General features: G+C 35.7%; 26 protein-coding genes. 13 read left to right on the top strand and 13 right to left on the bottom strand.

Annotated elements, in window-relative coordinates:
- Positions 1–2: 2 nt before the first annotated feature.
- From ACPF9A_RS05245 to ACPF9A_RS05220, 6 genes are all read left to right on the top strand, one after another.
- Positions 3–1,643: a 2-oxo acid dehydrogenase subunit E2 gene (locus ACPF9A_RS05245; protein ID WP_424002307.1), complete on the top strand. Its 1,641-nt coding sequence runs from the start codon at positions 3–5 to the stop codon at positions 1,641–1,643.
- A gap of 86 nt (positions 1,644–1,729) precedes the next feature.
- The gene (locus ACPF9A_RS05240; RefSeq protein WP_424002305.1) at positions 1,730–2,779 is read left to right on the top strand and encodes a M28 family metallopeptidase; all 1,050 of its coding nucleotides are present in this window, start codon (positions 1,730–1,732) and stop codon (positions 2,777–2,779) included.
- Positions 2,779–3,459, top strand: coding sequence for an SDR family NAD(P)-dependent oxidoreductase (locus ACPF9A_RS05235; RefSeq protein ID WP_424002303.1), 681 nt, complete (start codon positions 2,779–2,781; stop codon positions 3,457–3,459). Before ACPF9A_RS05240 ends, ACPF9A_RS05235 begins: the two co-directional genes overlap by 1 nt.
- A gap of 2 nt (positions 3,460–3,461) precedes the next feature.
- On the top strand, positions 3,462–4,064 hold the full coding sequence (locus tag ACPF9A_RS05230) for a SprT-like domain-containing protein (protein ID WP_424002301.1): 603 nt from the start codon (positions 3,462–3,464) through the stop codon (positions 4,062–4,064).
- A 1-nt stretch (position 4,065) separates the two neighbouring features.
- The gene (locus ACPF9A_RS05225; RefSeq protein ID WP_424002299.1) at positions 4,066–5,145 is read left to right on the top strand and encodes a mannose-1-phosphate guanylyltransferase; all 1,080 of its coding nucleotides are present in this window, start codon (positions 4,066–4,068) and stop codon (positions 5,143–5,145) included.
- A gap of 2 nt (positions 5,146–5,147) precedes the next feature.
- Positions 5,148–6,617 (top strand): DUF389 domain-containing protein, encoded by a 1,470-nt coding sequence (locus ACPF9A_RS05220; RefSeq protein ID WP_424002297.1) that lies wholly within the window; start codon positions 5,148–5,150, stop codon positions 6,615–6,617.
- On the opposite strand, the gene ACPF9A_RS05215 is transcribed toward ACPF9A_RS05220, so the two are convergent.
- Positions 6,614–7,381 (bottom strand): ABC transporter ATP-binding protein, encoded by a 768-nt coding sequence (locus ACPF9A_RS05215; RefSeq protein ID WP_424002295.1) that lies wholly within the window; start codon positions 7,379–7,381, stop codon positions 6,614–6,616. The genes ACPF9A_RS05220 and ACPF9A_RS05215 overlap by 4 nt on opposite strands.
- The gene (locus tag ACPF9A_RS05210; protein ID WP_424002293.1) at positions 7,381–8,118 is read right to left on the bottom strand and encodes an MlaE family ABC transporter permease; all 738 of its coding nucleotides are present in this window, start codon (positions 8,116–8,118) and stop codon (positions 7,381–7,383) included. Before ACPF9A_RS05210 ends, ACPF9A_RS05215 begins: the two co-directional genes overlap by 1 nt.
- Positions 8,119–8,235: 117 nt before the next feature.
- Here ACPF9A_RS05210 and pafA point away from each other — a divergent pair, with 117 nt between their 5' ends.
- On the top strand, positions 8,236–9,903 hold the full coding sequence (pafA, locus tag ACPF9A_RS05205) for an alkaline phosphatase PafA (protein WP_424002291.1): 1,668 nt from the start codon (positions 8,236–8,238) through the stop codon (positions 9,901–9,903).
- Position 9,904: 1 nt separating this feature from the next.
- Positions 9,905–10,693, top strand: coding sequence for a glutamate racemase (murI, locus tag ACPF9A_RS05200; protein ID WP_424002289.1), 789 nt, complete (start codon positions 9,905–9,907; stop codon positions 10,691–10,693).
- Here the strand turns inward: murI and ACPF9A_RS05195 are convergent.
- The gene (locus ACPF9A_RS05195; protein ID WP_424004429.1) at positions 10,680–11,180 is read right to left on the bottom strand and encodes a dihydrofolate reductase; all 501 of its coding nucleotides are present in this window, start codon (positions 11,178–11,180) and stop codon (positions 10,680–10,682) included. The genes murI and ACPF9A_RS05195 overlap by 14 nt on opposite strands.
- An 11-nt stretch (positions 11,181–11,191) precedes the next feature.
- Positions 11,192–11,593: a 2TM domain-containing protein gene (locus ACPF9A_RS05190; protein WP_424002287.1), complete on the bottom strand. Its 402-nt coding sequence runs from the start codon at positions 11,591–11,593 to the stop codon at positions 11,192–11,194.
- 54 nt (positions 11,594–11,647) lie between these two features.
- Here ACPF9A_RS05190 and ACPF9A_RS05185 point away from each other — a divergent pair, with 54 nt between their 5' ends.
- A complete protein-coding gene (locus ACPF9A_RS05185) occupies positions 11,648–12,733 on the top strand; it encodes an aminotransferase class V-fold PLP-dependent enzyme (RefSeq protein WP_424002285.1) in 1,086 nt (361 codons plus the stop codon).
- Positions 12,734–12,881: 148 nt separating this feature from the next.
- A complete protein-coding gene (locus tag ACPF9A_RS05180) occupies positions 12,882–13,178 on the top strand; it encodes an isoamylase early set domain-containing protein (protein WP_424002283.1) in 297 nt (98 codons plus the stop codon).
- A 75-nt stretch (positions 13,179–13,253) separates the two neighbouring features.
- Here the strand turns inward: ACPF9A_RS05180 and ACPF9A_RS05175 are convergent, their stop codons facing one another.
- Positions 13,254–14,222, bottom strand: coding sequence for an L-histidine N(alpha)-methyltransferase (locus tag ACPF9A_RS05175; protein ID WP_424002281.1), 969 nt, complete (start codon positions 14,220–14,222; stop codon positions 13,254–13,256).
- A 16-nt stretch (positions 14,223–14,238) separates the two neighbouring features.
- Complete coding sequence (egtB, locus tag ACPF9A_RS05170) at positions 14,239–15,399, bottom strand: ergothioneine biosynthesis protein EgtB (protein WP_424002279.1); 1,161 nt, start codon at positions 15,397–15,399, stop codon at positions 14,239–14,241.
- 256 nt (positions 15,400–15,655) lie between these two features.
- Between egtB and ACPF9A_RS05165 the strand changes: the two genes are divergently transcribed.
- Positions 15,656–16,852: an IS256 family transposase gene (locus tag ACPF9A_RS05165; protein ID WP_423997793.1), complete on the top strand. Its 1,197-nt coding sequence runs from the start codon at positions 15,656–15,658 to the stop codon at positions 16,850–16,852.
- A gap of 24 nt (positions 16,853–16,876) precedes the next feature.
- Here ACPF9A_RS05165 and ACPF9A_RS05160 read toward each other — a convergent pair whose 3' ends face one another.
- The 7 genes from ACPF9A_RS05160 to ACPF9A_RS05130 all read right to left on the bottom strand — a co-directional run bounded on the left by ACPF9A_RS05160 (position 16,877) and on the right by ACPF9A_RS05130 (position 22,527).
- Complete coding sequence (locus ACPF9A_RS05160) at positions 16,877–17,227, bottom strand: energy transducer TonB (RefSeq protein WP_424002277.1); 351 nt, start codon at positions 17,225–17,227, stop codon at positions 16,877–16,879.
- Between the two features lie 13 nt (positions 17,228–17,240).
- Complete coding sequence (locus ACPF9A_RS05155; RefSeq protein ID WP_424002275.1) at positions 17,241–17,633, bottom strand: hypothetical protein; 393 nt, start codon at positions 17,631–17,633, stop codon at positions 17,241–17,243.
- Positions 17,634–17,636: 3 nt separating this feature from the next.
- A complete protein-coding gene (locus ACPF9A_RS05150; protein WP_282076087.1) occupies positions 17,637–18,461 on the bottom strand; it encodes a thymidylate synthase in 825 nt (274 codons plus the stop codon).
- A gap of 132 nt (positions 18,462–18,593) precedes the next feature.
- Positions 18,594–20,051 (bottom strand): NupC/NupG family nucleoside CNT transporter, encoded by a 1,458-nt coding sequence (locus ACPF9A_RS05145; RefSeq protein ID WP_424002272.1) that lies wholly within the window; start codon positions 20,049–20,051, stop codon positions 18,594–18,596.
- A gap of 14 nt (positions 20,052–20,065) precedes the next feature.
- The gene (locus ACPF9A_RS05140) at positions 20,066–20,695 is read right to left on the bottom strand and encodes a bifunctional nuclease family protein (protein WP_133688910.1); all 630 of its coding nucleotides are present in this window, start codon (positions 20,693–20,695) and stop codon (positions 20,066–20,068) included.
- Positions 20,696–20,780: 85 nt separating this feature from the next.
- A complete protein-coding gene (locus ACPF9A_RS05135) occupies positions 20,781–21,749 on the bottom strand; it encodes an electron transfer flavoprotein subunit alpha/FixB family protein (RefSeq protein WP_424002270.1) in 969 nt (322 codons plus the stop codon).
- A gap of 37 nt (positions 21,750–21,786) precedes the next feature.
- Positions 21,787–22,527, bottom strand: a complete 741-nt coding sequence (locus ACPF9A_RS05130) for an electron transfer flavoprotein subunit beta/FixA family protein (RefSeq protein WP_424002268.1) — start codon at positions 22,525–22,527, stop codon at positions 21,787–21,789.
- A 173-nt stretch (positions 22,528–22,700) separates the two neighbouring features.
- On the opposite strand from ACPF9A_RS05130, the gene ACPF9A_RS05125 reads away from it, so the two are divergent.
- Positions 22,701–23,678: a pyruvate dehydrogenase complex E1 component subunit beta gene (locus ACPF9A_RS05125; RefSeq protein WP_424002266.1), complete on the top strand. Its 978-nt coding sequence runs from the start codon at positions 22,701–22,703 to the stop codon at positions 23,676–23,678.
- 105 nt (positions 23,679–23,783) lie between these two features.
- A complete protein-coding gene (locus ACPF9A_RS05120; protein WP_424002264.1) occupies positions 23,784–26,285 on the top strand; it encodes a DUF5686 family protein in 2,502 nt (833 codons plus the stop codon).
- Positions 26,286–26,344 lie beyond the last annotated feature (59 nt).

The raw sequence follows: 26,344 nt of genomic DNA, 5'->3' as shown, positions 1-26,344 counted from the left end.
AGATGGCTATAGTAGTAAATATGCCCCGTTTAAGCGATACCATGGAAGAGGGTACCGTAGCTAAATGGTTAAAAAGCGTTGGAGATAAAATTCAAGAAGGAGATATATTAGCCGAAATCGAAACTGATAAAGCAACGATGGAGTTCGAATCATTTAATGAGGGAACTTTACTGCACATTGGTATTCAAGAAGGTGATACTGCCCCTGTAGATAGTCTATTGGCTATTATAGGTGATGAAGGTGAAGATATTTCAGCTTTGTTAGGTGGTAGTACGGCAGCTAGAGAAGAGAAATCATCTGAAGCGGAAGTTGTTACTGAAGATACAGCTGAAGAAGCGCATGGTGGTGGTGAAATTCCTGAGGGAGTTGAAATCGTAAAAATGCCTCGTTTGAGTGATACCATGGAAGAAGGTACCGTGGCAACATGGTTAAAGAAAGTTGGTGACGATGTTGAAGAAGGTGACATATTAGCTGAAATCGAAACCGATAAAGCTACGATGGAGTTTGAATCTTTCTATAATGGAAAACTATTATATATTGGTATACAAGAAGGTGAGTCTTCTCTTGTAGATGCTGTATTGGCAGTTATAGGTCCAGAAGGTACAGATGTCGATGCTGTTTTAAATAACAAATCTGGCGGAAGTAAAAAGAGTGCTGCAACCGAAACTAAGAAAGAAGATAAAAAATCAGATGATACTTCTGATACTAAAGAGGCTTCAATTTCGGTAGCCGATGGTGAAAGAATTTTTGCTTCGCCGTTAGCTAAAAAAATCGCTGCCGATAAAGGTATCGATTTAGCTAAAGTTTCTGGTTCTGGTGATCATGGAAGAATTACAAAGAAAGATATAGAAAATTACACACCAAGTGCAGCTGCAGCTTCTGCTCCAGCAGCTACTGCAAGTGTAAAAGCTGATAACGCAATCGCTGCCCAACCTGTATCAATGGCAATGCCGTCTGGTGAAGAAGGTACCGAAGAGGTTAAGAACTCTAATATGCGTAAGGCGATAGCTAAGGCATTAGGTAATTCTAAATTTAATGCTCCACATTTCTATCTTACCATTGAGGTAGATATGGATAATGCAAAAGAATCTCGCGCACAGATAAATAGCTTGCCAGATACCAAAGTGTCATTTAATGATATGATATTAAAGGCATGTGCAATGGCACTTAGAAAGCACCCTCAGGTTAATACTTCGTGGAGTGCCGAAACTACAAAGTACCATAAACACATTCATATGGGTGTTGCTGTTGCTGTTGATGAAGGTTTAGTTGTGCCAGTTATAAAACACGCCGATCTATTAGGTTTAACGCAAATAGGTAGTGCCGTAAAAGATTTAGCAGGTAAAGCACGTAATAAGAAAATTGCTCCTTCAGAAATGGAAGGCAGTACATTTACAGTGTCAAACCTAGGTATGTTCGGTATACTTGAATTTACTAGTATTATCAACCAGCCAAATTCAGCAATACTTTCAGTTGGTGCAATTGTTGAAAAGCCGGTTGTTAAAAATGGTGAAATTGTTGTAGGCAATACTATGAAGTTGACACTTGCTTGTGATCACAGAACTGTTGATGGTGCTGTAGGAGCTCAGTTTCTTCAGACATTAAGATATTTTGTTGAAAATCCGGTTACTATGTTAGCATAGAAAATTGATTTTAAAAATAGAATTAGAAAAGCATCCTTTCGTCGGGATGCTTTTTTTTATCTTTATATTCTAAATGTAATCTTGTTATGAAATATTTAAGCTTAGTACTTCTCAGTACACTAATTCTTAGTTGTGGTGGGGCGAAAGTTGATCAATCAACAGTCTTGAATCCTACAAATCCGAAGGGAGTAAAAGGAACGGTTTTACCTAGCAGTACAGTTGAAAGTTCTGAAGGTGAAGTTGATATGGAATCCTCAAAGCTGAAGGCGCATACCACACCAGGCGACATTGAAAAAATTATGACGTTTTTAACTTCAGATAAGCTACAGGGTCGAGATACAGGCAGTGAAGGTATTGTAATGGCAGCCGATTATATTGAAAATATATTTGAAGAGAATAGAATCGCACCTTATTTTACCTCATACAGAGATACTTTAGAAAATTATAACGATGGTGTAGCTTATAACATAGTTGGTTTTTTATCAGGTACAGATGATAAGTTGAAAAACGAGTTTGTTATTATAGGTGCGCATTATGACCATATCGGTTTAATAAGTGGCGGTGGTGATGATTCAATTGCGAATGGAGCAAATGATAATGCATCTGGTACAACCACAGTTTTAGAATTGGCGAAATACTTTGGCAAGTTGAAAGGCAATAAGAGAAGTATAATTTTCGCACTGTTTACGGCTGAGGAAAAGGGTTTGTTAGGTTCTAAGCATTTGGCTTCCAAATTAAAGGCTGAAAATATTGATTTATATGCCATGCTAAACTTTGAAATGGTAGGTGTACCTATGGTCGATAAAGATCATAGTCTGTATTTAACAGGATATGAGTTGTCAAATTTAGCAGACATCAGTAATTCGTACGCGCACAAAAATTTAGTAGGTTTTCTTCCGAAAGCAAAAGAGTTTAATTTGTTTAGAAGGTCAGATAATGCTCCTTTTCACGATGAGTTTAATGTGCCTTCGCAAACATATAGCTCTTTTGACTTTACAAATTTTGGTGAATATCATAAAGTAGGCGATGAAGCATCGTTGATGGATTATAATTTCATGTCTACAGTTGTAAATGAAGCCATGCCTATGCTAGAAGGTATAATTAACGCACCGATAAAAGAAGTAAAATATAATTAATGGAATACATAATTGTAACAGGTACCAGTAGGGGAATTGGTTTTGAATTGAGTAAGCTACTAGCCGATAACGGTTATAAAGTCTTGGCGCTATCTAGAAATGAAAAGCCGATAAAGAACCTTAACCATAAAAATATTGAGACATTTTCCTTTGACGTGTCTTCGGTAACAGATAGAGCTAAATTATCTGATTATTTAAAAGATAAAAAGGGTAATGTAATAGCACTTATAAATAATGCGGGCAAGCTGATCAACAAACCTTTTTTAGAATTGACAGAAGAAGAGTTTAAGTCGGTTTATGATGTGAATGTTTTTGGGGTTGCGGCTATGACAAGATTGGTGGTACCATTCATGAATACTAATGGTCACGTACTTACTATTAGTTCTATGGGTGGTATTCAGGGGAGCGCAAAATTCCCAGGTCTTTCTGCATATAGTTCGAGTAAGGGAGCTGTTCTTACACTAACAGAATTACTAGCTGAGGAATTCAAAGAAACAGGTCCGGCATTCAATGCACTCGCATTAGGTGCGGTACAGACAGAAATGTTAGAAGAAGCTTTTCCGGGTTATAAAGCTCCTGTTACTGCATTAGAAATGGCTGAATATATAATGGAATTTGCCTTGAAAGGCCAAAAGCTTTATAATGGTAAAATATTACAGGTAAGCAGTAGTACACCATAAAAATGCAACAAACGTTAGCTAAATATCTTCCAGAATTAGCGGTTAGTCCATGTTATGAGCTAATTAAAGTTAGTCAGGTGCATTTAAAAATCGTGAATGAGCGGGTTACTAGGCATGGCGATTATAGAAGGCGAAAAGATGGTAATCATCAAATAACGGTCAATGCGTCTTTAAATAAGTACCGGTTTTTGATTACTTTAATTCATGAGATTGCCCATTTAATGGCATTTGAGAAATATGGTCGACATATTAAGCCACATGGATTAGAATGGAAAAAAACCTTTCAGCATTTAATGCTACCATTTATACGACCAGAGATATTTCCTTCGCAACTTTTACCTTTATTGGCTAGACATTTTAAGAATCCGAAGGCAAGCAGTAGTACAGATGCTCAATTATCTATTGCTTTAAAGCAATTCGATGAACAACAATCGGAAAAAACTTACGTTTACGAATTACCGATTGGGTGTGTGTTTCGCATCTATAATGGCAAATTATTTAAAAAAGGAAATAAACGAACTAAGCGTTATGAATGTGTAGAATTATCCTCAGGTAGGATGTTTCTGTTTCAACCTAATGCTGAAGTGGAATTAATAAAAAGCTGACATGAATAAAAATTATTACGCCGTTTTAATGGCAGGAGGAGTAGGGTCTAGATTCTGGCCAATAAGTACAAGTGACAATCCGAAACAATTTCATGATATGTTGGGTACAGGTGATACCCTTATTCAAAAAACGTTTCAGAGGTTGAACAAATTTGTACCTACCGAAAATATTTTGATTCTTACCAATGAACGCTATAATGATTTAGTATTAGAGCAATTGCCGATGGTAAAACAAGAGCAAGTCGTTCTTGAGCCAGCCATGAGAAATACGGCGCCTTGTATTTTATATGCTGCAATGAAAATTCAGAAGATGAACAAAGATGCCGTAATGATAGTGGCACCAAGTGATCATTGGATCGAAGATGAAGATGCATTTGCAAAAGATGTTATAGCTTGTTTTAAGAAATGCGAAACTGAAGATGTGTTATGTACGCTAGGTATTAAGCCATCTTTTCCAAACACTGGTTTTGGGTACATAGAATATAACAAGGCAGATAAAGCACAAATTAAAAAGGTAAATCAGTTTAGAGAGAAGCCAGACTACGAGACTGCAAAAGATTTTTTAGCACAAGGGAATTTTTTATGGAATGCGGGAATCTTCATGTGGAGTGCAAAGACAATTGTAAACGCATTTCAAAATTTTCAACCGAAACAATATGCATTGTTTAGAGATGGTTTAGTGTGTTATAATACCGATGATGAGAAGAAATTTATATCTGAAAACTATCCTAAGGCAGAAAATATCTCAATCGATTATGCCATATTAGAAAATTCGGAAGCTATTTACGTAAAAGAAGCAACATTTGATTGGAATGATTTAGGTACTTGGGGCTCATTGTATGATAAGTTAGATAAAGATAAGAATGAAAATGCCATAGTAAATGCAAAAGTGATAGCCCAAGATGCTAATGGTAACATGATTAGGTCTAAAGCAGGTAAAGTTGTTGTAGTAGATGGTCTAAGTGATTATATAATAGTTGATAAAGATGAAGTACTTTTGATTTACCCAAAGACAAAAGAACAAGACATTAAACAAGTTTTAAATAAGGTAAAAGATACCTTTGGTGATGAATTCGCTTAAATATGGAGAACAATCTTAATCAAGATAATATTACCCCTAATAGTAATGAGGGTAGTGGTAGTGAAGAAGTAAAAAAAGATTTTCAAGGTCTTTTAGGTAGTGTTAAAACGTTTCTTTCTGAGTTGTTGGACATTAGAACGAATACTGATCAGCAGGCAACGAAAGAAGCTATTATTGCCGATATACCTTTTAAGGGTCATACTTCTTGGATTTTGATTTGTTCTATTTTTATTGCATCAATTGGTCTTAATGCCAATTCTACAGCTGTTGTTATTGGTGCGATGTTAATTTCTCCATTAATGGGGCCTATTTTAGGTATTGGCATGTCTGTGGCAATAAATGACATTGATACGCTAAAAAGATCATTGAAGAACTTTGCCGTAATGGTAGTTTTAAGTGTAATAACAGCCTATTTGTTCTATAGGTTTTTTCCGCTTAGAGATGAGTCTTCAGAACTTTTAGCAAGAACCGAACCTGATATTAGAGATGTTTTAATTGCATTTTTTGGTGGTTTGGCATTGGTTATTGCTCGTGCTAAGAAAGGAACAATAGCTAGTGTTATTTTCGGTGTGGCGATTGCAACAGCGTTAATGCCGCCATTATGTACCGTAGGTTTTGGTCTGGCAATTGGTAATTGGAATTATGCATCAGGTGCGATGTACCTCTTTATTATTAATACCATATTTATAGCCCTTGCAACCTTCTTGGTTATTAAGCTATTAAAATTTCCTATGGTTCGCTATGTGAATTCGCAGCGAAGAAAATTAATAGGTAGATTAGCGTCTTTATTAGCTATACTAGTAATGATACCTGCGGGATTTACTTTTTACAGCGTTTTCAAAAAATCGTTATTTAATAGAGATGCCGAAACTTTTATAACAGAGAAAATAGTGCCATACCAATTTTCGGGTGAAGGTAAATTTTTGAAAGATTTTAGTGAGGTAGACTATGATGCTGAAGGTAAGTCTAAAATTGAATTGGTTTTCATGGGTAATGACGGCATACCGGACAATGTAATTGCTACCTGGCGTGCCCAAATGGCAGAATACAAACAACTACAAGGAACTGAGCTTAGCGTTGTTCAGGGTTCTAAAAGTGACGAAGCAAATGAGCTGAAATATGTTAATGAGCTTTATGAGTCACAGAAAAGTATTCTTACCACTAAAGACGAGAAAATTCAGCTTTTAGAAAGTGAATTGGTTCGTTTAAATCAAATATCATCAAATCAGATTCCTTTCAAAGAAATTAGTCTAGAGGCTAAAACGAATTATGAAAATTTAGAACGAATAGGCTATGCTTATTTAATTTCAACAGATTTTGCTAAAACTGATAGTATACCATTATTTGAGGTCACTTGGAAGAAGGAAGCTAAAAGGGCAGAAACGGTTAAAGACATGGGCAAGCTACAAGATTGGCTGCGTCTTAGATTGAATAATAAAAACATTCAAATAAAGGAAATAGCGAAAGACTAGTTCTGTTCTTGAATATACATTTGACGTACTTTTTTGAAAAGGTCAGATGAATATACAAAATTAGTTACCGCTTCATTTTCGGTCTTAAAGATTTCATTTTTGGTTCCTTCCCATTCTAAGAGTCCGTCTTTAAGGAATATTATTTTTTCCCCTATTTGCATTACCGAGTTCATATCATGGGTGTTTATAACCGTGGTGATATTGTACTCTTCGGTAATTTCTTTGATAAGGTCATCAATAAGAATAGCTGTCTTAGGATCTAGACCAGAATTTGGTTCGTCACAAAAAAGATATTTCGGATTCATAACTATCGCACGAGCAATAGCTACACGCTTTTGCATACCACCAGAAATCTCGGAAGGAAATTTATGATGCGCATCAATTAGATTAACTCTTTTTAGAACAGCATCTACACGGTCTTTCATTTCAGATTTAGGCTGTTTAGTAAACATCTCTAAAGGAAACATTACATTACCTTCAACCGTCATACTATCAAACAGGGCGCTACCTTGAAATACCATGCCCATTTCTTGTCTTAAATCGCGTTTCTCGTCGTTTGAAAGATCGGCATATAATTTTCCGTCATAGACGATACCACCTTCTTCAGGAATAAATAAACCTAAAAGACATTTAAGAAATACGGTTTTACCCGATCCACTTTGTCCAATGATCAAATTGGTTTTGCCTTTTTCGAATGTGGTGGTAACTCCTTTAAGAATATGAGCATCACCAAAAGATTTATGTATATCTCGTACTTCTATCATTATCCTAGTAAAAGTTGGGTTAATATGTAGTTGAGTATGATAATTACAACACTCGTCCAAACGAACGCGGTCGTACTTGCCTTACCAACCTCTAAAGCTCCGCCGCGCATATAAAATCCATGAAACGATGGTATAGTAGCAATTACAAAGGCAAAAATTAATGTTTTTACAAATGCATATCCGATATGAAAGGGTACAAAATCTGTTTGTAGTCCGGTTATAAAATCTTCACTAGTTAAGAATCCGCCGAAAACACCGGCCATCCATCCTCCGAATATTCCGACGTACATAGAAATTGCAATTGCAAAAGGGTAAAAAAGCATTGCAATTATTTTTGGGAATACTAAGTAATTTAAAGAGTTTACACCCATTACCTCAAGCGCATCGATTTGTTCGGTAACCCTCATGGTACCGATACTAGATGTAATATAAGATCCCACTTTACCAGCCATAATTATAGAAACGAACGTAGGCGCAAACTCTAATATTACAGATTGCCGTGTCGCGAAACCAATAAGATTTCTAGGTATTAATGGGTTGGTAAGGTTAAGGGCAGTTTGTATAGCTACAACGGCACCTATAAAAAAGGAGATGAATATAATAATACCCAAAGAGCTAAAGATTAGCTCATCTATTTCCTTAAATATAAGTGATTTCATTATTCTCCATTTCGTAGGTTTTTTAAAAACCTCGCGGATCATAATTGCATAGCTTCCTACAGATGCTAAATAGTTCATTCGTTACAAATAAATTTCTTATCGTAAAAATAACAATAAAGGACTTGATTTAACCTCCGTTTAATCTTTAAACGTCGAAATTATTTACTTTTGCGTTTCAATCTCACCAGTATCAAAATGAAAAAATATTTAAGTGCATCATTATTGATGGTTACATTGTTGTTGACAAGTAGTTTAACAGCGCAAAAGAAAAACAAAGATAATTCGACCGACAATTTATTATGGGTGAAGCCAAAATTGGTGGTTGGTATTGTGGTAGACCAAATGCGATATGATTATCTAACCCGTTTTTATGATCATTTTGGAAATGACGGATTTAAAAGACTTGTAGAGCAAGGCTTTAATTGCAAGAATAATCATTTTAATTATGCACCTACAAGCACAGGACCTGGGCATACTTCTGTATATACAGGCACAACGCCAGCAGTACATGGCATTATAGGAAACAATTGGTACGATAAAGAAATAGATAAAAGTGTGTATTGTGCCGGCGATGATTCGTACACATCTGTAGGTACAGCTTCAGATGCGGGGCAAATGTCACCGCACCGTATGGGGGTAACTACGATAACAGACGAATTACGCTTAAATAACCAAATGCAAGGTAAGACCATTGCCATTGCACTAAAAGACAGAGGTGCAGTTTTACCTGGTGGGCACACGGCTAATGCAGCGTATTGGTTTCATGGTGCAAATGAAGGGAATTGGATAACAAGTTCTTATTACATGAACGAGCTACCAAAATGGGTTAATGATTTTAATTCATCTGGTACGGCACAATCGTATAAAAGAGAATGGAATACGCTAAAAGATATTAAAGAATACAAAGAAAGTGGAACCGATATTAACCTCTTTGAAGGAAAATTTGAAGGAGAATCTACAACCTCATTCCCCCATAATACTCCTGCATTATTAGACAAAACCAAAGATTTTGATATAATTAAAGCAACGCCATTTGGTAATTCATTGACTGCAGATTTTGCTATAGAAGCACTAAAGCAAGAAGGTCTGGGTAAAGATGATATTACAGATTTTCTTGCAGTAAGTTTTTCAAGTACCGATTATGTTGGGCATATGTATGGGGTAAATTCTAAAGAAGTTCAAGATACTTATTTAAGGTTAGATGCAGATTTGGAAAGATTATTTAAAGCATTAGATAAGAATGTAGGTGAAGGGCAATACACGTTATTTTTAACAGGAGACCATGCGGCTATTGAAGTGCCAACGTATTTAAAGAGTGTAAAAATACCATCTGGTTATATAGAAACAGCAGCGAATAAAAAGAGGTTAGCCGAGTTTTTGCAGTATAAGTATGGTACAGAAGATATAGTTAAAAACTATTCTAACGATCAAATATTTTTAGATCATAAAATTGTAAAAAATCTAGATTTAAGTCTGGCAGAAGTTCAAGTTGAAATAGCACAAGAAATTTTAGATTACGATGCTATTGATAGAGTGTATACTGCAAATCAAATGTGGAGTACTAACTATACTTCTGGTATACCTTATATTTTGCAGAACGGTTATAACCAAAAGCGATCAGGTGATGTATTGGTAGTATTGAAGCCTGGTTTTATTTCTTACGGTTCTACTGGCTCAACACATGGTTCGCCACAAATCTACGATACACATGCGCCATTATTGTTTTATGGTATGGGTATAAAGCCCGGATCGACTATTAACAGAACAGAAATTCCTGATATTGCACCTACTATTTCGGCGCTGTTAGGTATATCTTTTCCTAATGGTACAAACGGTAAACCCATAACAGAGGTGTTTAAATAATATGGATGATAGGCTAATAGGTATTTTTGATTCTGGTATTGGCGGCACATCTATATGGGGCGAAATACAAGAACTTTTGCCAAATGAAAATTGTATTTATTTGGCAGATAGTAAGAATGCGCCTTATGGTGAAAAATCTGAAGAGCGAATTCTAGAGCTAAGTATAAAAAATACCGAATATTTAGTAAGCCAAGGTTGCAAAATTATTGTCGTTGCCTGTAATACCGCAACCACAAACGCCATAGATTATTTAAGGGCGAACTATACGATACCTTTTATAGGTATTGAGCCGGCATTAAAACCTGCGGCTATAAATACCAAATCTAAGATTGTAGGTGTGTTGGCGACCAAAGGTACCTTGTTGAGTAGTCTGTTTCACAGTACTTCAAAAAATCATGCTGCCGGTATAACCGTGTTAGAGCAACGAGGTACCGGTTTGGTCGAGATGATCGAAAACGGAAACCTACAAAGCGATGAATTATACCAGTTATTAGAAGGTTATATAAAACCTATGCTTGAAAAGGGGATGGATTATTTGGTTTTGGGCTGTACCCATTACCCATATTTAATTCCGTTATTGAAAAAAATGTTGCCAGAGAATGTAACTATTATAGACTCTGGTCAGGCAGTGGCGCGACAAACGAAAACGGTTTTAGAGAAAAACGAGTTATTGACCAGTTCTAAACAGCAGGGTTTGCACCAATTTTATACCAATGGCGATGAAAAAGTGCTAGCTAGTATTTTAAATATGCCACAGTCAAATTTGAGTGTAGCTTTTAAAGACTTTTAAGCGTATTTTCTTTTTTAACGTAAGTCAAATAAGTGAAAGATAATTTATGTTTTTCGTCTGTTGGGTGAAATTCTTGCTGCGTTAACATCCAATAGTTTTCGTCAATTTCAGGGAAGAAAGTATCTGCATCTTCAAAAGTGGCATGAACACGGGTAAGTTCAATTTTATCAGAACGTTTTTCCCCTTGCTTGTAAATTTCTCCACCACCAATTATAAAGGCAATTTCATTGTCAACTAAGTCTATAGCTTCATCAAGAGAGTGTACTACAATACATTCATCATAGTCTACCGAGTAATTTTTATCTCTGGTAATGATGATGTGAGTTCTGTTCGGTAAAGGTTTAGGGAAACTTTCATATGTTTTTCTGCCCATGATAATTTTATGACCAGACGTCAATTTTTTAAATCTTTTAAAATCATCTGGTAAATGCCAAAGCAAATCATTGTCTTTGCCTAAAGCATTGTTTTCTGCTGCCGCAGCTATCATTATAAGTGTGCTCAAAGTAATTTTTTTTTAGGTTCGGGTTCAAATGAGGTAGGAAACTCTAAATCCTGTTCAATCTCTTTTTCCATTTCTGCAATGCGTTTCTTTTGCTTAGCGACTAATCTTTCTCTTTGGGCGCGTTCCCAATCTTGACCCATAAATTTATTGGTAATGAAAACATTGAAAATATGAAGTACAAACAAAAATCCCCAAAAGGTAATTGCCCATACGAACCAATTATATTCTTGTCCGTATTTTAATATTTTATTGATCAGCACCAAAAATACACTACCTATTAAAAAAACTACAAAATGGGTGTATAAGCGCTTCTTTTGACGAACCCTTTTTTGAGCATTCTCTAAAAGTTCATGCTGCTCTAAATCTAATTTGGAGGTATTTTTATTTCTAGAAAACATACTCTTCCTATATTTGGTATAAAGATACAGGAAATGTATTATACGCTATAATCAATGGAAAAATTTAGAAAGGAATTCCCGGTTTTAAAAAAAGGTATTTATGCTAACACAGCGGTATATGGTCTGTTGTATGATTCTTTGCTAGATTGGCGGCAAGAGCACGATTTAGACTTTATTATATATGGTAGCGATATGCGTGATAAAGCCTTAAAAGTTATAGCTGATACCAGATCTACTGTTGGCAGATTTTTTAATTGTAAACGAGAAAATGTCGCATTGGTCAGTAATTTTTCTACTGGCTTAAATGTCTTACTTGAAGGATTAAATTCAAATAAAAAAATACTTCTAGTAGAAAACGACTACCCGTCACTTAACTGGTGTTTTGAAAAAAGAGAATTTGATATTGAGTATTTGAAAATGACGATTGACATTGAAGATCAAATTCATAAAGTGTTGTCAGAGAAAAAAATAGATGTACTAGCATTAAGTCTGGTACAGTGGTTAGACGGATTTACCATTGATTTAGAATTTTTGAAAGGCTTAAAAAAACTACATCCTGATTTGATTATAATTGCCGACGGCACACAGTTTTGTGGTAGTACAACATTCGATTTTGATAATTCTGGTATCGACGCCTTAGGAGCAAGTGCATACAAATGGTTATTGGCAGGCTATGGAAACGGATGCATGCTATTCTCTGATGAGATAAAAGAAAAGTTTTCATTGCATAATATTGGTTTTAATGCTGCCAATGGCGAGTTAGATAAAAGAGATGAAATAAGGTTTGCAAAACAGTTTGAGCCAGGTCATTTATCATCGCTTATTTTTGGAAGCATGAAGTTTTCAATTGAGTTTTTTGAAAAAATCGGAATAGATAAAATTACAGAGCAGAATCGGAAATTATCTGAGAAGGCAATGGTAGAATTTCAAAAGCTAGGGCTACTATCTGATGTGGTTTCGGGAAGAAAGCAACACAGTACCATTTTTAATATTAAAGCAAACGAAGCTACTTATCAAAAACTAATAGATAATGATGTGTTTTGTGCTCAAAGAGGCGATGGGGTACGTTTAAGTTTTCATTTTTATAATACCGAAGCAGAAATAGATGCAATTGTAAAAATCTTAAAAACAGGAAAGTAGCTTTTCACAATAAAGTAATTTTGTAGGATTAAATTCCGTTGTATATCTATAAAAAGCCTAAATATTAAGGATTTGACAAAAATCTCTTAAGTGTTGTAAATGAGTATTTTATTGTACTAGTTTTGCTTTAAATATTAAATTTAATATCATGGCAATTGCAAAAAAATATTTAAAAACTAAGCCAGTATGTAAGGTTACTTTTACAGTACCTACAGACGATGCAAAAAAAGTAGCTGTTGTAGGCGATTTCAATAACTGGAACGCAAAAAAGAGCGCATTGAAGAAACAAAAGAATGGTTCTTTTACAGGAACTTTTGATCTTCCAAAAGAGAATTCATTTGAATTCAAATACATCGTTGATGGAGAATATGTAAACGATGGCGAGGCAGATCGTTACCAATGGAATGATTTCGCTGGTTCTGAGAATGCTGTATTAGAATTGTAAAAAAGAAATAGTACTAAAATATAGAAAGCCTGCTATTTGATATAGCAGGCTTTTTTTTCTTTTTAAAAGTTTAAACTAAGCTTTTTTAAAGACATAGTTTTTATAACCATATGCTGTTGATTCATAAGAAGTGGTCATTTTTAAACCAGATTCTTTCGCAAGCCAAGTAATTATTTCATCATCATATTTTTGTGAAATTTCGGTGTGTATAGTTTCCCATTGCTTAAAATCTACTGTCAATTCTAAATTTTCAATTTGTACGGTTTGTTCAATTTTCGAAACTAAATAGCTCTTTGCAGTGCCTGTTTCGGGGTTATACACCTCCCAATGTAAAAACTGATCTAATTCAAAATTTGCATTTAATTCTGTGTTTATTCTTGCAAGAACATTTTTATTGAACGCAGCTGTAATGCCTTCTTTGTCATTATAGGCATCTAATATCGTTTGCGGATTTTTCTTTTGATCAAACCCCATAAACAGTAAATCTTCAGGTTGCATTAGCTGTTGTATCTTGTTCATGAAGACAACCGCCTGCTCATGCGCTAAGTTGCCAATATTAGAACCTAAAAACAAAATAATTTTTCTATTCTCTCGACTGTTTATTTCTTTAAGCGCTTCAAAATATGTCCCTTTAAAAGGCTGAACTTTTACTTCTGGTAATTCTTTCTCAATAGAATTCTGTAGTAGATTTAATGCATTGTCGCTAATATCAATGGGTACGTAAGTAAAATCGATTTTCTGGTCGCTGAATTCTTTTAATAGAATTTTAGTCTTTTTTCCATCTCCAGCACCAAGTTCAATTAAGTCGAATGACCCAAAACCGGTAAACAAATTTGAGATTTCTTCTTTATTGTTCTCAAGAATTTCATATTCCGAATCGGTAAGATAATACGTTGGCATAGCCATAATATCTTGAAAAAGCTTATCTCCTTTTTTGTCGTAAAAATACATTGAAGATAAGTGCTTGGGGTTATCTGTCAAGCCTTGGGAAACTTCTTTTTCAAAATCACTTATACTGGTAATTGTCGTCTTTGTGTCTTGCATGCGTAATCTGTCGTATTTATTTAGCTAACCTTATACCTGTAAACTGCCATTTTAAATCAGTTGGAAAAAAATTGCGGTATGTATGTCTTGCATGTTTGTTCGGGGTTGCAATAGAACTGCCCCTAAGTACTTTTTGGTTCACCATAAACTTACCGTTGTATTCGCCTAGAGCACCATCAACTTTTTTATAGTTGGGGTAGGGTAGATATGCGCTTTCTGTCCATTCCCAACGTTGTCCCCAATTAAATTGGTTTTGTGCTGCTTCCCACTCAAATTCAGTAGGTAATCTGCAACCTTTATATTGGGCAAAGGCAAACGATTCAAAATAAGAAATATGGGTAACAGGTGCGTCTAAATCAACTTCAGTCAATCCGTTAAGGGTGTAATAATGCCAGATTCCATCAATCTCATGCCAATATAATGGTGATGTTATTTGGTATTGCTGCACCCAATCCCATCCAGCCGCATGCCAAAGGTCGAAACGTTTATACTCGTCTGCCTTTATGAATTCAATATATTCGGCGTTAGTAACGAGTTTATTTGAAATTTGATAATCATGTAGATAAACTTTGTGTCTACCTAATTCATTGTCAAAACAGAAGTCAGTAGAATTATGACCTATTTCATAAATACCTTCGCTCATAGAAATCCAGCTTTGAGCTTCTTTCTCAATAGTAAATTCTTTGAAATAGTCTGAGTATTTAGGTAATAGCGGGTTGTTCCCGAGAATATATTTAATATCTGTAAGTAGTAATTCTTGATGTTGCTTTTCGTGATGTATACCGATTTCAAGAACGGCTAATAATGTTTCGTCTTCATTAGATTCTAACAGCCTCTTCACTGCTTGGGTTACATACTGTCTGTATTCATAAACCTTTTTTACAGAAGGTCTAGACAGATTACCACGATCGGCACGCACAACGCGTTTACCTACTGTTTCGTAATAACTATTAAATACGAACGAGAAATCTTCATCAAAAACCGTATAAGATTTAACATATGTTTTAAGAATAAATTCCTCAAAAAACCAAGTCGTATGACCTAGATGCCATTTTGGTGGAGAGACGTCAATGATAGGTTGTACCACATAATCTTCAATTTCTAGAGGCTTGCAAATAGCCTCGGTATGCTCTCTGGTTTCTAAAAAGAAATCTAAGAACGTATCAGTACTAACCATGAAAACAATTTTTATGGAAAGTTAAATAAAAATGACGAATTGAGTTTAACCTGATAAATTAAGAAATTGATACTATTAAAGCTTGAAGTTAATAGGAATGGAGTATGGTACCTTTTTAGGTACACCATTTTGGGTTCCTATTTGAAATTTTGGCAGTAATGAAATAATTCTTAGGACTATCTCATAAAGTGTGTAAATAAAAAAATAGCGGGGGCATGCCCCCGCTATTTTTTTAACTTTAAATTTTCACACCATTATGAAGAAAGAGGAATTATTCAACGATGAGTTCTTAAAACAGTTCAAGACCGGTGACGAGCTGAACGGTTTTCTGAAAGAACTCCAAAAACGTGGTATCGAGAAGATGCTGGAAGGCGAGCTTGACGGCCACCTCGATTATGACAAACATGGAAAGGCCAGGAACGGGAACACACGTAACGGCCATTCGACCAAAAAAGTCCGTACCTCCTTCGGGGAATCAAGGATCGCGGTGCCAAGGGACAGGGATGCCAGTTTCAACCCCATGATCGTGCCCAAGCGCGGTAATATGGTCGACGGTATCGAGAACGTGATCGTATCGCTCTATGCCAAGGGAATGAGCAACAGCGATATCGAAGAGCAGATACGGGAGGTCTACAACTTCGATATCTCCACATCCACCATATCGAGGATAACCGACAAGATCTCCGGGGACATCGTCGCTTGGCAGAACAGGCCATTGGAACCGATATACCTTATCGTCTGGATGGACGGGATCGTGTTCAAGGTACGCGAGAACTCGAAGGTCATCAACAAAACGGTCTATATCGCGGTAGGATTGCGCAGGGACGGTAAGAAAGAGGTCCTTGGGCTTTGGTTGGGCAAGAACGAGTCCGCCGCTTTTTGGATGAGCGTACTGACCGATATACGCGCCCGTGGCACCGAGGACATCCTGATAACCGCAACCGATAATCTGAACGGGTTCACCCAGACCATCAAGAACGTGTTCCCCGAATCCAAGACCCAGATATGTGTGGTGCATCAAATAAGGAATGCCTGTAGGTACGTTGTCTGGAAGGACAAAAAAGCCTTTACAACAGATATGAAACTTATCTACAACGCACCTACACAAGCTGCGGCGAAGGCCGCCCTAAAGGACTTTGCGGACAAATGGGAAGGGAAGTACTCCTATGCCGTCAAAAGCTGGAGGGACAACTGGGACGAGCTTACCGTGTTCTTCGAGTTCCCCATCGAGATCAGGAAAATAATCTATACCACCAACCTTATCGAGAACCTGAACGGCAAGATCAGGAAGTACACCAAGAACAAGCTGTCCTTCCCGACGGACGATGCCGTGATGAAATCCGTATATTTGGCGGTAAGGGAGGCCACCAAAAAGTGGTCGATGCCTGTAAGGAACTGGGGCATAATCCTAAATCAGTTCCTGACGATCTATGAAAAAAGGGTCAGACTTTAGATAAAAGTCCAACCCCTGTTATTTTTAACTTACACAGTTAATGGGATAGTGTCTAATTCTTCGAGCTTCGTTTTCTAAAATTGGTGCAGGACCTTTTGTTTTAATGTCACCAACATTGCCTTTTTTGTCAATAGTGAACATTATACTTACTCTGCCACTGATATTTTTTGCAATAGCTTCTTTTGGATAAACAAAGTTAGAACCAATATGAAGTTGCATTAGGGTATTAAAAGTTTTTCTATCTGTTAAATCATTTACCCTTGGCTGATTTGGAAATAAAGGCACTTCTTCAATAACACCACCTTTGAAAATAGAACTACTATCTAGAGGAATTTTTTTTAATAGATTATCGTTTGTAAGGTAATCGTATTTCAAGACGTATTTAGGTCTATTCTTTATAGGTTTTTTTATTGTTGACTCTTAAAACATGTAATTCAGCAATTCTTTGATTGAGTTCTTTAGAGAATATTTTATTAAGTTTTTTATTATTTACAGAAGTATAAATTCTTTCCTCATTAATTTGATTAAAGTCATTTAGACTAAAAATGACACAAGTTTTTAAAGTATCGATTTTCTGATTTCTCTTTTTGAATAAATCTTCTATTACATCAAGAACTTCATTTTCAATTTTAAGACTTAAGCAATCATTTTTATCTAAAGTATCTGCACACTCATCAATTATTATTTCTTCTTGTGGAAAGTAAATGGAATCGTCTTGAGAAAAACAATTCATTGAAATGAAAGTACAAACGATTAGTAAAATTGATGCTTTTATTTTCATAGTTTAAATAGCTACTTTTCCTTTTATATGAGGATGCGGATTATAATCTACCAATTCAAAATCTTCAAATTTGAAATCAAAAATATCTTTCACTTCCGGATTCATTTTCATTTTAGGCAATGCTCTAGGCTCTCTACTTAATTGCAATTCAACCTGTTCCATATGATTATTGTAAATATGGGCATCACCGAAAGTATGAATAAAATCGCCGGCTTCATAACCACAAACTTGAGCCATCATCATGGTGAACAATGCGTAAGATGCAATATTGAATGGTACGCCTAAGAAGATATCTGCACTACGTTGGTACAATTGGCAAGATAATTTGCCGTCTGCAACATAAAACTGAAAGAATGCATGGCAAGGAGGCAAAGCAGCTTTGCCGTTAGAAACATTCTCAGAAAAGGATTTAGAAGTATCTGGTAATACGCTAGGGTTCCAAGCAGACACTAGCATTCTTCGGCTATTAGGATTGGTTTTTAAAGAATGAACTACTTCTTTGATCTGATCAATTTCATCATCGTTCCAGTTACGCCATTGATGACCATAAACCGGACCTAAATCTCCGTTTTCATCAGCCCATTCGTTCCAAATACGAACACCGTTTTCTTGTAAATACTTGATGTTGGTATCGCCTTTTAAAAACCAAAGTAGTTCATAAACAATAGATTTTAAATGTAGCTTTTTGGTAGTAACCATAGGGAAACCTTCGCTGAGGTCAAAACGCATCTGATACCCAAAAACACTTTTAGTTCCGGTTCCTGTACGGTCGCCTTTTTGGTTTCCTTCATTAAGAACATGTTTTAAAAGGTCGTGGTATTGTTTCATAGCAATAGAATTATGTATACGCCAAATTGCATCGACGTATTGCAAAAATACTATTTAGATGAATTTTTGAGTGGAATTTAAAGTATGGGTTATGAAGATCTTATTAACTAAATTAAAGTTGAAAAATGTAAGTTATCCTAAAATCATACCTGCAATAGTTGCAGAAAGTAATGATGCTAAAGAACCACCAAGAACAGCTTTCATTCCGAATTCAGATAACGTTTTTCTTTGGCCTGGAGCAAGAGATCCAATACCTCCAATTTGTATACCAATAGAAGCAAAGTTTGCAAAACCGCATAACATAAACGTTGCCATTATTACCGATTTATTATAGGTCAAGTGTGCAGCACTTGCCATATCTTTTAGCTCTATAAGTTGAGTGTATCCAACAAATTCACTGGCAACAAGTTTAATGCCAAGTAATTGGCCCATGAGCATAATATCTTCATTTGCAACTCCTATTATCCACATTAATGGAGCGAATATGGTTCCTAGAATTGCTTCTAAGGAAAACCTTTCAAAACTAGTATTGTTTGCTACCCATTGATTTAATCCTGTTAAATCTCCTGTAAATTCGAATATACCGTTAATCATAGCTATAAATGCAACAAATACTAATAGCATTGCCCCTACATTAACCGCTAATTTTAAACCTTCTGTTGTTCCGTTGGCAATTGCATCTAATATGTTTGCGCCTATTTTTTCAGTAGATACTTCTACATTTGTGTCTATTTCTTCGGTCTGCGGGTATAGTATTTTTGATATTACTATGGCTCCGGGAGCAGCCATTACGGATGCAGCTAAAAGGTGTTTAGCAAAGATTAAACGTAATACGGGATCATCTCCACCTAAAAATCCTATATATGCTGCAAGTACAGCACCAGCTAATGTGGCCATACCTCCAATCATTACCAATAGAATCTCAGACTTAGTCATTTTCTCTAAATATGGCTTAATCAATAATGGAGCTTCTGTTTGCCCTAAAAATATATTGCCAGCAATACTTAAACTCTCAGCACCTGAAATACCTAAAGATTTTGATAGAAGCCAAGCAAGGACTTTGACTACTTTTTGAATTATACCTAAGTAAAATAATACAGAAGTTAGAGCCGAAAAGAAAATGATTGTTGGTAATACCTGAAAAGCAAATATGTAGCCAAATGTATCCATGTCCGAAACAAGGCCTTTGAAAATAAACTCACTTCCTTTGGTTGTAAATTCTAATATCTTAACAAATACTTTTCCTATAGATTCAAAAATTTTCTCAACCCAACTTACTTTTAATACACCAATAGCAATTATAAGTTGTATTGAAAGACCAATACCAGCTGTTTTCCAATTAATTGCTTTTCTATTAGAGCTAAATAAATAAGAAATAAATATTAAAACAGCCATCCCTAAAATTCCTCTCCATAAACTGTGAATGGAAAACCCTTCAACAGGAACTATTTGATCTATAGGTTTGGAAATATCTTTAACAATATTATCTTGTGTTAAAGTAGATAAGCTATCTTGAATACCAACATCTTGAGAAAAAGCAGAAAACGAAAAAATAACACATATAAACACAACCCAACCCCAATTCTTCATGCAAATCTATTTAATCAATTACGTTTAGAGATTTCATCTCTTAGTTTTGCCGCCTTTTCGTAGTCTTCGTTGGTGACTGCCTTTTTTAATTCTGCTTCCAATTCATCTATTGTAAGTTCTGTGTAGCCATCGCTAGCACCAGATTCTATTTCTATAGTTTCACCTTCTTGCAAAATTTCATCGACCATGATACTGTCATCGTTGTCTTTTTTATCTTTCTCTTTAGAAGAGAATTTCAAAAAAATACCCGCTTTGTCCAATATGGTCTTATAGGTAAAAATAGGAGCGTTGAAACGCAATGCTAAGGCAATAGCATCACTCGTTCTGGCATCTATGATTTCTTCGATACCATCTCTTTCGCAAATAATGCTCGAGTAAAATACACCATCAACGAGTTTGTGTATGATTACCTGTTTGATCACGATATCAAACCTATCAGAGAAGTTTTTAAAAAGATCGTGTGTAAGTGGTCTTGGTGGTTTAATCTCTTTTTCTAAAGCGATTGCAATAGATTGTGCTTCAAAAGCGCCAATAACAATTGGTAACTTTCTGTCGCCTTCAACCTCATTCAAGATAAGGGCATATGCCCCGTTCTGAGTTTGGCTGTAAGAGATTCCTTTTATTTTTAATCGTACTAGACTCATAGATTTTCAACTAAAAAAGGCTGTTCGAATACTTGGGGCTCCAACTATACGAACAGCCCTTTAAGGGGCACAAAATAACAAAAAATTACCCGTTTTGTGCTTTAAAATCCTTTAATTTTTCAATCAATTGTGGAACTACTTCAAAGGCGTCTCCAACTATACCGTAATCAGCAGCTTTAAAGAAAGGTGCTTCAGGGTCATTATTGATCACAACTTTTGTTTTAGAAGCACTTACACCTGCTAAATGTTGTATCGCTCCAGAAATACCGATGGCAATGTAAAGGTTACTAGCAACGGGCTTTCCCGTTTGCCCAACATGTTCGCCGTGAGGTCTCCAGCCAAGGTCAGAAACCGGTTTAGAGCAAGCTGTTGCAGCACCCAAAATATCGGCAAGTTCTTCTATCATTCCCCAGTTTTCTGGTCCTTTCATTCCTCTTCCTGCAGAAACTACAATATCGGCATCGGCTATCGTCGCTTTACCTAAAACTTTATCTATTTCAACAGATTTGGTATCATTCGTAGCAGCATCGGTAGCGCCGCTTATTTCTTCAACAGAAATAGCTGTCTTGTTTTCATGGGCACCAAAAGCATTGTTAGATACACCTACGATTTTGATATCTGTATCTATTTGAGTGTGTGCAAAACCTTTATTACTAAAAGCAGTTCTTTTAACCATAAATGGAGAAGTACTGTCTGGCGCTTGAACTACATTTGGTGCGTAGCCAGCAGATAGTTTGGCAACTAATAAAGGAGCTAAATATTTTGTATCGGTACTTGAGCTAAGTATCACCACTTTTGCATCTGTACTTTTAACCGCTTCAGCAATAGATGCTGCAAAAGCACCTGCGTTAAAAGTTTCTAACGAGCCGTCTTTAACGTTCATTACTTTAGAAACTCCGTATTCGCCAAGAGATTCACCCTCGGTAGTATTGAAAGCGATTGCTGTAACAGTTGTACCCATCATTTTGGCAACTGCAGAGGCATATGAGGCAACCTCAAATGCATTCTTTTTAAATTTCCCTTTTTCTGATTCTGTATATACTAAAACTGACATCTTTTTTATTTTTAATGATTACCTAATAAATAGGTTATTAAATGACTTTTGCTTCGTTGTGTAGTAGGTCAATTAATTGATCTACACTATCGGCAAGTTTAACTTGACCTTTTGCAGCAGGTTTGTCGAATTTTTTATCTTCTGTTGCTTTAAGACCATCAACCGGTTCAAGAACAGAAAGTGTTTTCTTTCTTGCCATCATAATACCTCGCATGTTAGGAATACGAAGATCACTTTCTTCAACAAGACCTTTTTGGCCGCCTACTACTAAAGGTAATGAGCTGCTTAATTTTTCTTTCCCACCATCGATTTCTCTAATTGCGGTAACGTTGTTTCCGTCAATTTCAAGGTTTATACAAGAATTGATGAAATTCATATTCGTTAAAGAAGCTAAAATACCTGGTACCATACCGCCATTATAATCAATAGATTCTCTACCGCCTATAACCAAATCGTAACCTCCGTTCTTAACAACTTCTGCAAGTTGTTGTGCAACGAAAAATCCGTCGGTAGGTTCTGCGTTTACCCTGAAAGCTTCATCTGCGCCAATGGCAAGAGCCTTACGCATTGTTGGTTCAACGTTTGGGCCGCCAACAGTAGCTATATGTACTGTAGAACCTTGTTTTTCTTTAAACCACATAGCTCTGGTCAATCCAAATTCATCATTCGGATTAATTACAAACTGTACACCGTTAGTGTCGAATTTTGTATCGCCATCTGTGAAATTTATCTTAGACGTAGTGTCTGGAACATTACTTATGCAAACTAATATCTTCATGTTTAAAAAACTTTATATCAATGGTGACGAAGATAGCTATTTAAATCCTAATTTACTATGCATGCATAGTAAATTTTATAACTTTTTTTAAATATGTCATTCTATTTTTTGATATTATATTTCCTATTTTTGCTTGCTTTCTAGCATATAACAAAGAATAATATTTACCATACATGAAAACACTACAATTTAGGCAAGCAATAGCCGAGGCCATGTCCGAAGAAATGAGGAGGGATGAATCTATCTATTTGATGGGTGAAGAGGTAGCTGAATACAATGGCGCTTATAAAGCTTCCAAAGGTATGTTGGACGAATTTGGTCCTAAAAGGGTTATTGATACTCCGATTTCCGAACTTGGTTTTGCTGGTATAGGAGTTGGTTCTACTATGACGGGCAATAGACCTATTATAGAATTCATGACCTTCAACTTTGCGTTGGTAGGTATTGATCAAATTATTAATAACGCTGCGAAGATCAGACAAATGTCAGGTGGGCAATTTCCTTGTCCTATAGTATTTAGAGGTCCTACAGGTTCTGCAGGTCAATTGGCTGCAACGCATTCACAAGCTTTTGAGAGTTGGTACGCTAACTGTCCGGGGTTGAAAGTAGTTGTTCCATCTAACCCGGCAGATGCAAAAGGGTTATTGAAAGCTGCAATACGCGATAATGATCCTGTAATATTTATGGAGTCTGAGCAAATGTATGGTGATAAAGGTGAAGTGCCAGAAGGTGAATACACTATCCCGTTAGGTGTTGCAGACATTCGTAGAGCAGGTAAAGACGTAACTATTGTTTCTTTTGGTAAAATTATAAAGGAAGCTGATAAAGCTGCCGATGAATTAGAAAAAGAAGGTATTAGCTGTGAAATTATCGATTTGCGTACTGTAAAACCACTAGATTACGAAGCTGTTTTAAAATCGGTTAAAAAGACGAACCGTTTGGTAATCTTAGAAGAAGCGTGGCCATTTGGAAATGTTGCAACAGAAATCACCTACCATGTACAGGCACATGCATTCGATTATTTAGATGCGCCTATTGTTAAAATTAACACTGCAGATACACCGGCACCCTATTCTCCTGTTCTATTTGAAGAGTGGTTACCAAATTATAAAGATGTTGTTGAGGCTGTTAAAAGAGTTTTATACAAATAAAAGATTTACTTTTGTAAAGTACTTTAGCTTCTCCGACCAAGTCTGGAGAAGCTTTTTTTATTGGTATGCTATTTGCGTCAAAAATATCTTGAACGACTAATTTTAATGAGGGTATTATTTTTTACATTCTTAAGTCTATGTTTTTTCATAGCTCAGGGTCAGACCAAGGTTGGTGGTATTGTCATCGATGAACAAGGTGAACCCGTATCTTTTGCGAATGTCTTTTTTAAGAATTCTACAGAAGGTACCATTACAAATGATGATGGTAGGTTTTACATAGAATCTGAAAATGAGTACCCAACTGTAATCATTTCTTTTATAGGGTATACAGATTATGAATTGCGGTTAGATTCTAAAGTTTCTTTTGATTTAAAAATTACACTTATTGAAGCTGCCGAGCAGTTGAACGAAGTGGTTTTAATTGCGGGTAAACAATCTAAAAAAAATAACCCTGCGATAGATATATTGAGAAAAATATGGGCGAAAAAGAGGCAAAACGGTGTTCGACAATTTAATCAATATGCGTTTGATAAGTATGAAAAAGTCGAATTCGATCTCAATACCATTGATAGTTCGCTAATTAAAAGTAAGATATTTAAAGGACTGGAATTTGTTTTTCAAGATTTAGATACCTCTCGTATTACGGGTAAAACCTATTTGCCAATTTTCTTAAACGAAACTTTTTCAAAAGTTTACGGTGATAATAAAATTAAAGAGGAGAAAGAAGAGATACTTGGTAACAAGAACTCTGGTTTTGAAAACAATCAAGCTATTATTGCCTTTGTAAAAGATTTGTACCAAGAGTACGATGTGTATAATAACTACTTGAAGTTCTTTGATAAAAGCTTTACAAGTCCGCTATCAAAAACTGGAGTAGATGTATACAATTATGCACTTCGAGACAGTGCTTTTATAGATAATAAGTGGTGTTATAATATCGTATACTACCCACGTCGTAAAAACGAATTGACCTTCAAAGGAGATTTTTGGGTAAATGATTCTACTTGGGCGGTAAAAAATATTAATCTTCAGGTTACCAAAAGTGCTAATATCAACTGGGTAAAAGATATCTACATTGAGCAGGATTTTGAGGTGGTAAACGACTCAGTTTTTCTTCTGAAGCGCGATTATATGTTGAGTGATTTCAGCTTTAATAAAAAAGAAGAATCAAAAGGTTTATATGGCAAACGAACAAGTGTTTATGATAACTACGAGTTCAATAAGGTGAAGCCAAGAGATGTTTATAAAAAAGACAGAAATCCTTTAGATGTTACCCAAATCATTAAAAGCGATGAATTTTGGGAACAGAACAGGTTAGAAAGTTTAAATAAAGACGAGCAGGGTATTTACAAATTGCTCGACACCCTTAAAACGGTGCCTAAATTTAAAACATATTATAATTTCGTAAGTATTTTAGGATCAGGTTATGTTGAGGTAGATAAATGGAACTTAGATTTAGGATCTGTTTATGATTTCTTCGGATACAATACCGCAGAGGGCGCACGAGTTCGACTGGGGGCAAGAACCTATTATGGGCAAAATGACCTTTGGCGAATAGAAGGGTATACGGCATACGGTTTTAAAGATCATAAATTTAAACACGGGTTAGCAGGTAAAATGCTGGTTGATAAAAACAGCAGATTAATCATATCTGGCGGTAACCGTAGAGACATAGAGCAACTCGGTGTTAGTCTAACCGCAACGAATGACGTGTTAGGCCGCAGTATCGCATCATCTTCCTTATTGACTGTAGGGGCAAATAATCGGTTAACGAATATTAATTTAAGTGCGCTTAATTTTGAAGTTGAGCCATTAACCAATGTAAAATTATCAGTAGGTGGTACATTTAGAACTTTGAGTTCTGCCTTGCCAGGCGATTTTAGTTTAGACTATGTAGATCCAGAATCTCCTACAGGTGTTTCATCAGAAATTCGACAATTCGATTTTAATGCATTGGTATTGTATACGCCAGGTAAGAAAACCATAGGTTTTGGTGTTGAGCGTAGAGAGGTAAATGATACGTATAGTACTATATTATTAAATTACACCAAAGGAACAAAGGGAGTTCTAGATAGCGATTTTGATTATAGCAAGCTTCAGTTTTCATATAGTCAGCCTTGGCAATTGGGTGGTTTTGGTAGATTGTTGAGTACAGTTGAGCTTGGTAAAACATTTGGCGAAGTGCCGTTAGGGCTATTGAGTGTAGTGCCTGGTAACCAAACCTTTTTTTCTAATTATGGTACATTCCCAAATTTAGATTTTTATGAATTTGTAACCGATACGTATGCGGCAGTTCATTTACAGCATAATTTTAATGGTCGATTTTTCTCTAGAATTCCGTTTTTAAGGAAATATAATTTAAGAGAAATAGTAGCTGTTCGAGGGGTTTGGGGAGATTTGTCTGATGAAAATATTGCCTTAAGTGCGCCAGCGACAGTAAATACGCCATTAAGAGCTCCATCAGATAAAATATACTACGAGTATTCTTTCGGAATTGGAAATATCTTTAAGGTATTTAGATTAGATTTTAACTTTAGAGGAAATTATTTAGAAAATCCAGATGCACGAAAGTTCGGTGTCACCGGTACATTTGGATTTGTCTTTTAATTCGATTATTTTTTACAATTATAACAACTTAGTAACGTTTCATAAGAAACTATAAATTA

The sequence above is a fragment of the Maribacter sp. IgM3_T14_3 genome, from assembly GCF_049603095.1.
Taxonomy (GTDB): Bacteria; Bacteroidota; Bacteroidia; order Flavobacteriales; family Flavobacteriaceae; genus Maribacter.
The sequence above is the reverse complement of the archived record's forward strand: the minus strand, read 5'-3'. Positions and strand labels throughout refer to the sequence as shown.